A 12,664-nucleotide genomic window follows, 5' to 3' on the forward strand; every position below is an offset into this window, starting at 1 on the left:
AGCGGTCGCCCGCGCTTAGCGGGCGACTTTCTCCGAGAGCTGCTTATCGCCTTTCTGGCGCGAGCGAATCCACAGCAGGACTTTTTTGCCGGCGGCCATGCCCGGCAACTCGATGTACAGAAAGCTCAGGCTGCTGATCAGAATCAGCAGGCACGTGCAGATCGCGATCAGCGGCAGATAGACATCCGCCTCCCGCGCGTCGAGATTCAGCAGCAGCGGCAGACGCTGCACCATCAGCCACAACACGAAACCGTGCAGCAGATAGGTGCTGTAGCTGATCTCGCCGAGCCAGCGGATGCTGCGTGGCTTGAGCGCACCGAACAGGCTGTTGCCCGACGCCACGATCACGAAAAACAGTGACAGCAGGAACAGCGGCCCGGTCTTGAAGGCACGGTTGAACGCGGTGAACGCAATCACCAGCGCCAGCAACGCAATGATTCCCGCCAGAGGTGTACGACTCCACGCCACCAACGCCGGTCGGCGAATCCAGTACGCCGCCGCGATGCCGCCGAGAAAACTGGCGATGAAGTGCTTCTTCAGCGAATGCTCCCAACCGACCACTTGATACAGCGCATAGATGCCGATCAGGCACAGCACCACTTGTACCCAGTTGCCGCGGTAGATGAAGACCATTGCGGCCAGCGGCAGCGCCAGATAGAAGAATACTTCATAGGCCAGCGTCCAGGTGACGTTGGAGATCAGCATGCCGGTTTGCGGATATTGGTTGATGTCGGGGCGGTCAAAAGTCAGCCACGCCAGAATCTGTTTGAACAGGGCGCTGCCAGGCTCCTTCAGCTCCCAGTTCTGCAAATGGAACACGGTGACAAAGACAATCAGCATCAGCGGAAGGTACAGCGGATAAAGTCGAAACACCCGCGAAATGCCAAACGCCAACCAATCGTGCTGACGCCCTTGGGTCAGCAGACGGTTCCAGAACAGAAATCCGGTGATCATGAAAAACAGCGCAACGCTGCCCTGACCGATCATCGAGTAAAAGTTGCTGGGCGGAAATCCGAACTCTCCAGTGCGCAGAAAAATCCAGGTAATGACCGTGTGGTGCACGAAAACACCAAACGCCAGATAGCCGCGCAAGCCATCAATGCTGGCATAGCGGCTTTCACCGGAATGCTGCAGATGGCGGGCGATTTTTGGCACGACGCGCAGCAATAGCGCGGCGGATACGATGGCCAGCGCATAGGCGCCCAGCGCAATCAGGGGGTTAGTCTCGATCATCAGTGAACTCGGGCCGGAGTGTTGCCGGCCAGCACTTGCCTGTGCAGATTATCCACCGCAGATTGCGACGCCGTGACGGCGTAGCCCTGAAGCAGTGCTTCGAAGTGTTCTTCGAACAGCCAGCGTTTGTCGACGGTGTAACGCTGCATATGGCGCAAATTTCGCTGGCGCAGGGCCAGACTGAGCGGGCTAGGGTAAACGCGCAGGTCAGCCAGATCAATCAAGCCGAACTCGCCATCCTCCAGCACCAACACGTTGCCTAAGTGCAGAGAGCGGAAATAGACGCCTTTCTCATGCAGTTGCGCCATGAACTTGCCAAAGCGTTCCACCAGCGCCTGACGAACGGCCGGTGCGGTAATGCTCTGCAATACCTGACGCAGAGTGTGGCCGGGCAGGGGGGCGTAGTGCACGGCGCTGCTGCCATCGTTGAGGCGATACAGGTTGAGCACTTGCGGGGTTGGAATGCCCATCAGGCGCAACTGTTCACTGTTGACGGCAAAGCGTTCGGAGTACGGATTGAAGTTGCCCGAGGTGTACCAGCGACGACGGCGGAACAGCTTGAGGAAGCTGCCATCGGTCAGGCGCAGGACTTTCGGGCCCAAACCATCCTCTTCGATCACCTGAGCGGCGTTGCTCAGATTTTGCAGGCCGGTGACGGTGAGTTTTTGCACCGGCATTGTCAGCAGGCGCCGCGCACGTTGATTGATGCTCAGTGCCGCGATCAGTGCCAGCGGAATCCACAACAGGAACCAGTGCTCCTTGGGCCGTGAAATGATTCCGCCACCTTCGGTCAGTCCGGCGCCGATGCCAAAGATCAGCAGCGTCGAGGCAACAATCAACAGTGGTTGTACGCGCTGGCGCCAACTGCTCAGCAGGCCCCAGAAAATGAAGAACAACCACGGCAACAGGCCGAAGATGCCGACGTAATAGAGAACGCCCAGCACGAAACTGTGCGGCTCCTGGAAGTTGATGCCGACACCGGGGTCGACAGACAGCGTGGCGCTGTAGCCGTGACCGATCCAGGGATGGTCGGCAATCATGTGCAGCACCTGTTTCCAGATTTCCAGTCGATACGAATCGCCACGTTCGATGATCATTTGTGCAAACAGGACGGCGACCGTTACACCGCTGAGCGCCAGGCCGATCAACAAGCCTATCGAGCGACGGTTCCAGCAAATGAAGCACAGCCACAACGCGGCCATGGTCAGCGCCACCAGCGGCGTTCTGGACCCGGTGCCGATTACCGCCATAAACATGATTGCCATTGCCGGCACACTCAGCCACATCATCTGGCGGCGTTTGCAGGTCATGGTCACGCTCAGCCAATAGGCGCTGAAGAAACCGAACAGGTGCGAGCTGAGCAGTGGGTTGTCAAAAGCGCCACCGCCGATCAGACGCATGCCCGGTTCGTAAATACGGGCGAATCTGAACAAGAACCACGTCGTTGCGACCAACGCCACCAACGCGGCGCCGAACAGCAGAGGTTGCAGGATCTCACTGCGATAACGCACCAGCAGATAGGTGCCGGCAAACAACAGCAAGGTGTGCAGTGACGGTTTGAACATCCCGGCGATACCTTCGTCGCGCGGTCCCCAACTGAGGCTGAGCAAGGCCCAGGCGACAAACACCAGCAGCGCGACGAACACCGGCTCGCGTAGCAACTCCTTGAGTTCACGCGGACGCAGGCACAAAGCGACCAATGTCGGAATGCTGAACAAGCCGTAAAAAAGCTTGTGATGCAGACTTCGGCCCGGCAGAAAAAACAGCGCGCACAAGAGCAGGAAGTAGCCGGCGGGAAGAATCCACAGGCTAATGAAATCGAATACTCGATTGGACGTACTGTTGAAGCCGCGAAGTTGCATGCTGTGAGATTCAATCCTGAAGTTGATCGACCATTCGGGTGATGGCTATTTGATGCTGAAAAACGTGCCTAACAATAACAGCCTTTCGCTGTTTGCCAGAACCCTGAAGAAGCTGTGCTAAAGTCACCGTCCTTTTTATCGACTTTCGCGTGATATGACCGATTCCAGTACCGCCGCAAGCCCTTCGAGCTTGAAAATCTACTTCCGCCTGCTCGGCTATGTTCGGCCGTACATCAGTCTGTTTCTGATCAGCATCGTCGGGTTCCTGATTTTCGCTTCGACCCAGCCGATGCTTGGCTACATCCTCAAGTATTTCGTCGACGGCCTGTCCAACCCGGAAGCGGTGCTGTTTCCAAGCGTACCTTACCTGCGTGATCTGCAACTGTTGCAGGCCGTTCCGCTGCTGATCATCCTGATCGCCGCGTGGCAGGGGCTGGGATCTTATCTGGGCAACTACTTTCTGGCCAAGGTTTCCCTCGGCCTGGTGCACGATCTGCGGGTGCAGTTGTTCAACAACCTGCTGGTGCTGCCGAATCGTTATTTCGACAAGCATAACTCCGGTCATCTGATTTCGCGTATCACCTTCAACGTGACCATGGTCACGGGGGCGGCAACGGATGCGATCAAGGTCGTAATCCGTGAAGGCATGACGGTGATCTTCCTGTTTGCTTCCCTCCTGTTCATGAACTGGAAGCTGACGCTGGTGATGGTTGCCATCCTGCCGCTGATTGCCGTAATGGTGCGCACGGCGAGCAAGAAATTCCGCAAACAGAGCAAGAAAATCCAGCTGGCCATGGGCGATGTCACGCACGTGGCTTCGGAAACCATTCAGGGCTATCGCGTGGTGCGCAGCTTCGGTGGCGAGGCTTACGAAGAAAAACGCTTCCTCGCTGCCAGCCAGAGCAACACCGACAAACAACTGCGCATGACCCGTACCGGCGCGATCTACACGCCGATGCTGCAACTGGTGATCTACAGCGCCATGGCGGTGTTGATGTTCCTCGTGCTGTTCCTGCGCGGCGATGCCTCCGCAGGAGATATGGTCGCCTACATCACCCTGGCCGGCCTGCTGCCGAAGCCGATCCGCCAACTGTCCGAAGTCAGCTCGACCATCCAGAAAGGCGTGGCGGGTGCCGAAAGCATTTTCGAACAACTGGACGTCGAGCCTGAAGTCGATACCGGTACGGTCACGCGTGACTCGGTGACCGGTCGTCTGGATGTGCGCAACCTGAGCTTCACCTACCCGGGCACCGAACGTCAGGTGCTCGACGGCATCAGTTTCTCCGCCGAACCGGGGCAGATGGTTGCGCTGGTGGGGCGTTCGGGCAGTGGCAAGTCGACCCTGGCCAACCTGATTCCGCGTTTCTATCACCACGACAAGGGTGAAATTCTCATCGACGGTGTGGAAGTCGAACAGTACAAACTGCTCAACCTGCGTCGTCATATTGCCCAGGTTACCCAGCACGTCACCCTGTTCAGCGACACCGTGGCCAATAACATTGCCTACGGCGATCTGGCCGGTGCGCCGCGTGAGGATATCGAGAAAGCTGCGCGGGACGCCTACGCGATGGACTTCATCGAGCAATTGCCGGAAGGCCTTGACACTCAGGTCGGCGAAAACGGCGTCCTGCTTTCCGGTGGCCAGCGCCAGCGCCTGGCAATTGCCCGGGCCTTGCTCAAGAATGCGCCGCTGCTGATTCTCGATGAGGCCACTTCGGCACTCGACACCGAATCCGAGCGGCACATCCAGGCCGCACTGGATCAAGTGATGAAAGGCCGCACTACGCTGGTGATTGCCCACCGTCTGTCGACCATCGAGAAAGCCGATCTGATCCTGGTCATGGATCAGGGGCGTATCGTCGAGCGCGGCACGCATGATCAATTGCTCGCGCAAAATGGCTATTACGCCCGTCTCAACGCCATGGGCCTCGATGCCCCGACTGAAGACATCGCCTGATAACCGGCAAAATCCCGTGGGAGCGAGCTTGCTTGCTCCCGCGTTTGTATCCAGTCCTTTACCCATCTTGACCAAACGGGAATAAATCCCGCTGCCGCGCTTGTTAAGGTTCCTCCACGAACTCTGAACTTGATTGAGGGGCTATCCCCTTCGCGCGGTGATCTGCATGTTGCAACGATATTTCTGGAAACTGCTGCCCAAGGCGCAGCGAGCCTTTTTGCTTGGGCGGCTGTCGGTGGTTGACCGTCAGGTCGTCAACAAATCGATGTCGGCCAGTCTGAATTTTCCGCAAGCGTTCACGCAACATGCCTGCCTGTTTATCCATGTGCCCAAATGCGCTGGCAGCAGCGTGTGCACGGCCATGTTCGACGGCTGGCGCCCAGGGCATTTGCCCCTGTATTGGTACGAAGAGCAGTTTCCCGAGCAGTTTGCGACGATGTACAAGTTCGCCTTTGTCCGTGATCCGCTGGAGCGTGCTTACTCCGCTTATGCCTTTCTGCACGGAAACGAACTCAGTGGTCGCGATCAAGCCGCACAGCGACTGGTTCGGCAGTACCGTGATTTCGATGATTTCGTCGCGCGCTGGCTGCACCCGGAAAACATTCCGCGACAATTGCATTTTGCAGCGCAAACCGACTTTCTGACCGACTCGCTGGGCCATCTGGCGCTGGACTTCATTGGCTATCAGGAGCATTTGCAACGGGATTTTCGGTTGGTTTGCGAGCGTTTGGGGGTGACCAGCCGGTTACCCCACGTCAACGTTTCTCGACAACGCCAACAGTTGCCCGCGCGTGAGTTCTGTTCTTTGCGTACACGGCGCCTGGTGCGACGGGTTTATCAGCGCGACTATGAGCTGCTCGGTTATGAATGAGTGCTTGTCTTTGCCGGCACGGACGCTGGATATCCATCCCTATGGCCTGGCGTTGTCGAGTCAGGCGCGTGCCGCGCTCAAGGCGCAACGCCCGAGCTGTGTGTGGCTGACCGGATTTTCCGGTGCTGGCAAGTCTACGTTGGCCAATGCTCTGGAGATGCATCTGCATCAATCCGGCCTGCACACGTTTCTGCTCGATGGCGACAATGTGCGCAACGGGCTGTGTCGGGATCTGGGCATGGGCGATGCTTGCCGCCGCGAGAATACCCGCCGTATGGCTGAAGTGGCGCGGTTGATGGTCGACGCCGGACTGATCGTGATTGTCGCCGCCATTTCGCCGTTTCGTGCCGAGCGCGAAGCGGCGCGGCAACTGTTTGCCCACGGCGACTTTATTGAAGTGCATGTCAGTACGTCACTCGAGGTCTGTGCCCGGCGTGACCCGAAAGGGTTGTATCAAGCCGTGAGGGAAGGGCGAATCAAGCATTTCACCGGCGTCGACAGTCCTTACGAGGCGCCGTTGGCAGCCGATTGGCAAATTGATACCGAGGATCTGCACTTGTCCGAAGCGTGCCGCCAACTGACTGCTCTGGTGCTCAAAAAATGAGCAAAAAAGCCAGCTGTTTCATCCTGTTGCAGCCCGCGCACAAGCCTTCGCCAACCCTGTGTTAATATCGCGCCCCTGTTCATTTTGTATGTGGGTTGCTCCATGAAGTTGTCCATGCCGCGATTCGATCAAGCCCCTGTCTTGGTGGTCGGCGATGTCATGCTCGACCGTTACTGGCATGGTGGTACCTCACGGATTTCCCCTGAGGCGCCGGTTCCGGTCGTTAAAGTCGAGCAAATCGAAGATCGTCCGGGCGGCGCTGCCAACGTTGCCTTGAACATCGCCGCTCTGGGTGCGCCGGCGTCGCTGGTCGGTGTGACCGGCGATGACGAAGCCGCCGACAGCCTGAGCAACAGTCTCAAGGGTGCGGGCGTACGCGCGTTGTTCCAGCGCATTGCGCATCAGCCGACCATCGTCAAGTTGCGGGTCATGAGCCGGCACCAGCAATTGCTGCGTATCGACTTTGAAGAACCGTTCGCCACTGATGCCCTGGCCCTGGCCTCGCAGGTCGATGACCTGCTCGAAGGCATCAAGGTGCTGGTGCTGTCGGACTACGGCAAAGGCGCGTTGAAAAATCATCAGGCCTTGATCCAGGCAGCGCGTGCCAAGGGTATTCCGGTTTTGGCCGATCCCAAGGGCAAGGATTTCTCGATCTATCGCGGTGCTAGCCTGATCACGCCGAATCTCAGTGAATTCGAAACCATCGTCGGCGGTTGCGCCGACGAGCACGAGTTGGTGAGCAAGGGCGCAGCCCTGATGCACGACCTCGATCTCGGTGCGCTGCTGGTCACTCGCGGCGAGCACGGCATGACCCTGTTGCGCCCGGATCATCCGGCGTTGCACTTGCCGGCCCGCGCCCGTGAAGTGTTCGACGTGACGGGTGCTGGTGATACGGTGATTTCGACGCTGGCGGCGGCGATTGCGGCCGGTGAAGAATTACCTCACGCCGTGGCTCTGGCCAATCTGGCGGCGGGCATCGTCGTCGGCAAACTGGGTACGGCGGCAATCAGCGCGCCGGAACTGCGTCGTGCCATCCAGCGCGAAGAAGGCTCCGAGCGTGGTGTGTTGGGCCTGGAGCAACTGATTCTGGCGGTGGCCGATGCCCGTGCGCATAACGAGCGCATCGTCTTCACCAATGGCTGCTTCGATATTCTCCATGCCGGCCATGTCACCTACCTCGAACAGGCGCGCGCACAGGGCGACCGTCTGATCGTGGCGATCAACGATGACGCGTCCGTCAGCCGTCTTAAAGGTCCTGGCCGTCCGATCAACAGCGTCGACCGGCGCATGGCGGTGCTCGCCGGCCTCGGTGCGGTGGACTGGGTGATCAGCTTCCCGGAAGGTACCCCGGAAAACCTCCTGCGCGAGGTCAAGCCGGATGTGCTGGTCAAGGGCGGGGATTACGGCATTGATCAGGTGGTCGGCGCCGATATCGTCACGGCCTATGGCGGTACGGTAAAAGTGCTGGGGCTGGTTGAAAACAGCTCGACCACGGCGATTGTGGAAAAAATCCGCGGTCATTAAGGTCAAAAGATCGCAGCCTGCGGCAGCGCCTACAGGGAAATACATTCCAATGTAGGCGCTGCCGCAGGCTGCGATCTTTTTGCTTTCAGGAATTCACTTTCTTGCGCGGTACGATTTTTTTCAGCAGTTGCCTGGCCTTGCCGCGCAACCGCGCCAGACCAGTCGCCTTCTCCGGCGGCGTGAGCCCCTGTTGGCGCAGCCAGTCCTTCCAGCGAATCCGCTCCTCACGCACCAGCCAGCCATCCTGTTTGGCGAAGCTCTCGGCCAGATACAGACCGCGAGTGCCTGCCGGGTACAACTGACCCTTTTTCAACGTATACAACTCAGGCAGCGGTTCGCCGTCCTGCAATGGCATCAGGTACAGATCCGGCCGTTTACGATCCAGCCGCGCCACCAATTGATCACCTTCCAGCCGCTCATCGACATGAAACAGGCTCAAGGATTTGGCTTCCTTGGGCACTTCCAGTCGCAGGTCGTAGATCAATTGCAGTGAAGCAGTGGGCAGATGCACATACGCCCGTGGGCGTTCCTGCAGTTGCAGATTGGCGCAGCGCACCGGGCGCGCCGAACCGGATAGTGGCGTCAGGCGAAAAGGCAGGGCTTCGCGATAATGCAGGGCCGTCGCATAAGGCGCTGGCAGCCAGGTGTCATTGAAACGCCCGCCAAGCCAGCCTTCCGGAGTTTCCAGCAGGCACTCTTCAGCAATTTCCTGAATGGCGGTGTGCAGGGGAATGTTCAGCTCGTGGGCCGGCACATAACCGGAAATCAGCTTGAGCACCACGTCGCCGCGATCCTGCCGACGCTGGCGCACCAGAACCCAATAGTCGCGATTCTGCCAGTGCAGGGTCAGGCGCACCGATACCCCAAGGTTGGCCAGCTCCAGCGCAAAGCGCTCGGCGTCCGCTACGCTGACCGGTTTGCGCCGTTGCAGGGTCTGGGTGAAATTCAGCGGCATGCCAACGCTCTGGTAGGTCAGGCCTTCGGGCGTGGCTTCGACGAACAATGGCAGGGTCTTGAAGTTGCTCGGGTTCTTTCTGATGAGCGTGCGCGGCATATCGGCTCCTGCTTAAGGCCGCGAAGCGGCGTCAGTGACCACGAAGGACCTGGGCAACGGTCGCAACGTTGTGGGCGAGGTGCAGCGGATTGATCGTGCCGACAATAGCACTGGCCACGCCAGGCTGGGCGAACAGCAATTCAAAGCTGGCGCGCACCGGGTCCACGCCCGGGCTCAGGCAAACATGACCGCTGGCCAAGGCTTTTTTCACCAGAATGGCTTTGCCGTGCGCAGCAGCATAGTCAATGACAGTCTTCTCGTTTTGTTCGTTCAGATTGTAGGTGACCATCGCGCAGTCGCCTTGCTCCAATGCTTTCAAGCCGCCTTCGACGGTTTTGCCGGAGAAGCCGAAGCCACGAATCTTGCCCTCGGCCTTGAGCGCCGCGAGGGTGGCGTACACCTCTTCGTGCTCGAGGATCGCCATGTCATTGCCGTCAGAGTGCACCAGCACCAGATCGATAAAATCGGTTTCAAGACGTTGCAGGCTGCGCTCGACCGACATTCGCGTGTGCGTCGCGCTGAAATCGTGGTGGGACAGACCATCGGCAAACTCTTCGCCGACCTTGCTGACGATCACCCAGTCCTGACGCTGGCCGCGCAATAGCGGGCCGAGGCGTTCTTCGCTGCGACCGTAAGCCGGGGCAGTGTCGATCAGGTTGAGGCCCAGCTCGCGCGCCTGACGGAGCAGCATCCGTGCTTCGTCGTCGCCGGGAATCTGGAAACCGTTGGGGTATTTCACCCCTTGGTCGCGGCCCAGTTTCACGGTGCCCAGGCCCAGTGGCGAAACCATCAGGCCAGTGCTGCCCAGCGGACGGTGCAAGTCATGCAGGTTGGCGATACTCATGGCAGCAATTGCTCCCAGGCTGGAACGCCCATCGGGGGCTGCGGCAAAGCCGGAAACGGTTGGTGGGCCTGCGGCTGGATGCCGTCGCGTTGCAGGGCGGCGATCACACGGTCGGCGAAATCTGGCGCCAGCGCCAGTTTGGTCGGCCAACCCACCAGCAGGCGACCTTCTTCGGCAAGGAAAGCGTGGTCCGGGCGAGTCAGCCCGGTTTGCAGTGGTTCGGCGCGATCCACCCGCAGGGTCGCCCATTGCGTGGTGCTGAGGTCGATCCACGGCAGCAACTGGGCGATTTCTTTTTGCGCGGTGGCGATTTGCTCGGCGGGCTCGCGATGGACACCTTCGCTCTCGGCGATGTCGCCGCCCATGTACCAGACCCAGTTGCCATCCGCCGCCGGGTGCGTGGTCACGGTGATGCGCGGTTTGGTGCCGCCGCCCAGGCAGTGTGCGTACAGCGGCTTCAGCCCCGGGCCTTTGGCGATGATCATGTGCAGCGGGCGGCGTTGCATGGCCGGGCGGCTGAGGTTCAGGGTTTCGAGCAATTGCGCGGTGCCGGCGCCCGCGCTGAGAACGATACGTTGTGCGCGAATCTCGCGGCCATCGACTCTGAGGCCGACCAGCACACCGGCTTCCAGCAGCGGCTCGATGATTTGTCCGGCAAGCAAGCCATCGCCGGCCAGATCGGCCAGGCGCTGAACCAGGCTCGGCACATCCACCACCAGCTCGGCCAGGCGGTAGACCTTGCCTTTGAAGCGCTTGTCTTGCAGGGCTGGCGGCAGTTGCTCGCCCTTGACCTGATCAACCCGGCCACGCACGGCTTTACTGGCGAAGAAACTGGTGAGGTTGCCCGCCAGTGTGCCCGGCGACCACAGGTAGTGAGCCTCGGAAAGCAGGCGCACACCGGACAGGTCCAACTCGCCGTCGCCGGCCAACGCTTCACGCCAGCGGCGCGGCATGTCGGCGATGGCTTCCGAAGCACCCGTCAAGGCACCGTGCAGCGCGTATTTGGCACCGCCGTGGATGATCCCTTGCGACTTCACAGTCTGCCCGCCGCCGAGGCTGGCGCTTTCCACCAGCACGGTCGAAAAACCCTGACGGCGCAGACGCGCATTCAGCCAGAGGCCGGCGACACCAGCGCCGACAATCAGAACGTCGGTGGAAATAACGGATGGCATGCAGCGACCTCAGTGTTCAAGACGAGGGCGCAGTATACAGACTCGGGAAAGAGGCGGATTTGTCGATGATCAACAGAGGGAATGCAAACCTGTGGGAGTGAGCCTGCTCGCGATAGCGATCTGTCATTCAACATTTATGTCGTCTGATAGACCGCTATCGCGAGCAGGCTCACTCCTACAGGGGGATGCGTTTTGTCTTTAGTGGCCGGCGGTTTTCGAGAACAGCTGGATCACGACGACGCCGAGCACGATCAACGCCATCCCGAGCATCGCCGGCACATCCAGTTTTTGCCCGTAGATGAACAGCGCCGCGACGCTGACCATGACGATGCCCATCCCGGCCCACACCGCGTAGGCCACGCCGACCGGAACGGTGCGCACTACCAGGATCAACATCCAGAACGCGATGGCGTAGCCCACGATCACCACCAGCAGAGGCAGCGGCGTGCTGAAGCCTTTGACCGCTTTCATCGAGACGGTGGCCATGACTTCGGCACAAATGGCGATGGCAAGGTAGGCGTAGGCGTTCATGTGTATTCCTCAAGTGGAGCGTTACTGTCTGAGGTCGGCATTCTAGTGATTCTCCAGATGCGGTAAAGTCATTACCTATCTGTTGGAAAGATGGGTTGGGCGCGCAGCATGCAGTGGAATCTAGATCAATTACGCACATTTATCGCGGTCGCCGATCAACGCTCGTTCTCCGCCGTGGCGCGTCAGCAGCGCAAAGCGCAGTCGGCGGTCAGCAGCGCGATTGCCATGCTCGAGGACGATCTGGGCGTCAGTCTGTTCGAGCGCAGCAGCGGCCGCCAGCCAACCCTCACCGAAGCAGGTGAAGCGCTGCTCGAAGAAGCACGGGAAGTGCTGCGCCAGTGCGAACGCCTTAACGGGCGTGCCATGGCGATGATGCGTGGCCAGGAAGCGCAACTGCGCGTCGCCCAGGACGAGGCGATGCCGTATCAGGCGCTGGTGGAAAGTTTCGGCGCCCTCGCCGAGCAATTCCCCAGTCTCGAAGTGCAACTGACCAGCGCCGCCCAAGGTGAAGTCGCGCGCAAACTGGTGGAGCGGCGCGCCGATCTCGGCCTGCTGTTCTATCACGATGAAATCCCTGAGGCGCTGGAGCGGCGCGTGCTCGGCAGCGTGGAAATGGTCACGGTCTGCGGGATCAATCATCCGCTGGCCAAACAGTCCTACGTGACCTGCGAGCAACTGGCGCAACACCGGCAGTTGTTGATGTCGACACAAACCAGCGTCTATCCGGGCAACGAGCCGGCCAGCCCGCAGGTGTGGCGCGCCGACAGTTTCTATGTGATGGCTGAGTGGCTGGTGCGCGACCTTGGCTGGGCCTGGCTGCCCCGGCATGTGGTGCAATACTCGGCGTATCACGGCCTGATGGTCGAACTCGACAGTGAATGGACGCCGCCGGCGCTGGTGGTCGAATTGGTCTGGCGCCGCGACGAGCCCCTTGGCCCGGCCGCGAGGTGGCTGGCCGAACGTTTTGCCGTGCACTTGCGCGCGATCGGCGACAAAAGTCGATAAACTCCGC

11 protein-coding genes are annotated in these 12,664 nt (G+C 59.8%); 5 read left to right on the forward strand and 6 right to left on the reverse strand.

Annotation, left to right across the window (positions count from 1 at the left end; genetic code table 11):
• Positions 1-15: 15 nt before the first annotated feature.
• A complete protein-coding gene (locus ACIPIZ_RS20440; RefSeq protein ID WP_064387796.1) occupies positions 16-1,233 on the reverse strand; it encodes an acyltransferase in 1,218 nt (405 codons plus the stop codon).
• Positions 1,233-3,095 carry a bifunctional O-antigen ligase/aminoglycoside phosphotransferase family protein gene (locus ACIPIZ_RS20445; RefSeq protein WP_122661082.1) on the reverse strand — a complete coding sequence of 621 codons (1,863 nt, stop codon included), beginning with the start codon at positions 3,093-3,095 and terminating at the stop codon, positions 1,233-1,235. Before ACIPIZ_RS20445 ends, ACIPIZ_RS20440 begins: the two co-directional genes overlap by 1 nt.
• A 154-nt stretch (positions 3,096-3,249) precedes the next feature.
• Here ACIPIZ_RS20445 and msbA point away from each other — a divergent pair, with 154 nt between their 5' ends.
• The 4 genes from msbA (at position 3,250) to hldE (ending at position 8,051) form a co-directional block, all read left to right on the forward strand.
• A complete protein-coding gene (gene msbA / locus ACIPIZ_RS20450) occupies positions 3,250-5,052 on the forward strand; it encodes a lipid A export permease/ATP-binding protein MsbA (RefSeq protein WP_105705930.1) in 1,803 nt (600 codons plus the stop codon).
• 166 nt (positions 5,053-5,218) lie between these two features.
• Positions 5,219-5,923 carry a sulfotransferase family 2 domain-containing protein gene (locus ACIPIZ_RS20455; RefSeq protein ID WP_401167056.1) on the forward strand — a complete coding sequence of 235 codons (705 nt, stop codon included), beginning with the start codon at positions 5,219-5,221 and terminating at the stop codon, positions 5,921-5,923.
• A complete protein-coding gene (cysC, locus tag ACIPIZ_RS20460; RefSeq protein ID WP_105705928.1) occupies positions 5,916-6,527 on the forward strand; it encodes an adenylyl-sulfate kinase in 612 nt (203 codons plus the stop codon). Before ACIPIZ_RS20455 ends, cysC begins: the two co-directional genes overlap by 8 nt.
• A 102-nt stretch (positions 6,528-6,629) precedes the next feature.
• Positions 6,630-8,051, forward strand: a complete 1,422-nt coding sequence (hldE, locus tag ACIPIZ_RS20465; protein WP_064387801.1) for a bifunctional D-glycero-beta-D-manno-heptose-7-phosphate kinase/D-glycero-beta-D-manno-heptose 1-phosphate adenylyltransferase HldE — start codon at positions 6,630-6,632, stop codon at positions 8,049-8,051.
• An 85-nt stretch (positions 8,052-8,136) separates the two neighbouring features.
• Here the strand turns inward: hldE and ACIPIZ_RS20470 are convergent, their stop codons facing one another.
• The 4 genes from ACIPIZ_RS20470 to ACIPIZ_RS20485 all read right to left on the reverse strand — a co-directional run bounded on the left by ACIPIZ_RS20470 (position 8,137) and on the right by ACIPIZ_RS20485 (position 11,652).
• Positions 8,137-9,105 (reverse strand): hypothetical protein, encoded by a 969-nt coding sequence (locus ACIPIZ_RS20470; RefSeq protein ID WP_064387802.1) that lies wholly within the window; start codon positions 9,103-9,105, stop codon positions 8,137-8,139.
• A gap of 31 nt (positions 9,106-9,136) precedes the next feature.
• Positions 9,137-9,949: an aldo/keto reductase gene (locus tag ACIPIZ_RS20475; protein ID WP_236428616.1), complete on the reverse strand. Its 813-nt coding sequence runs from the start codon at positions 9,947-9,949 to the stop codon at positions 9,137-9,139.
• Positions 9,946-11,121, reverse strand: a complete 1,176-nt coding sequence (locus tag ACIPIZ_RS20480) for an NAD(P)/FAD-dependent oxidoreductase (protein WP_401167061.1) — start codon at positions 11,119-11,121, stop codon at positions 9,946-9,948. Before ACIPIZ_RS20480 ends, ACIPIZ_RS20475 begins: the two co-directional genes overlap by 4 nt.
• 198 nt (positions 11,122-11,319) lie before the next feature.
• Positions 11,320-11,652 (reverse strand): multidrug efflux SMR transporter, encoded by a 333-nt coding sequence (locus ACIPIZ_RS20485; protein WP_105705923.1) that lies wholly within the window; start codon positions 11,650-11,652, stop codon positions 11,320-11,322.
• 108 nt (positions 11,653-11,760) lie between these two features.
• Between ACIPIZ_RS20485 and ACIPIZ_RS20490 the strand changes: the two genes are divergently transcribed.
• Positions 11,761-12,657: a LysR family transcriptional regulator gene (locus ACIPIZ_RS20490; protein WP_064387813.1), complete on the forward strand. Its 897-nt coding sequence runs from the start codon at positions 11,761-11,763 to the stop codon at positions 12,655-12,657.
• Positions 12,658-12,664: the final 7 nt, after the last annotated feature.

Origin of the sequence: Pseudomonas sp. NPDC087690, assembly GCF_044743175.1 — a bacterium.
GTDB lineage: Bacteria > Pseudomonadota > Gammaproteobacteria > Pseudomonadales > Pseudomonadaceae > Aquipseudomonas.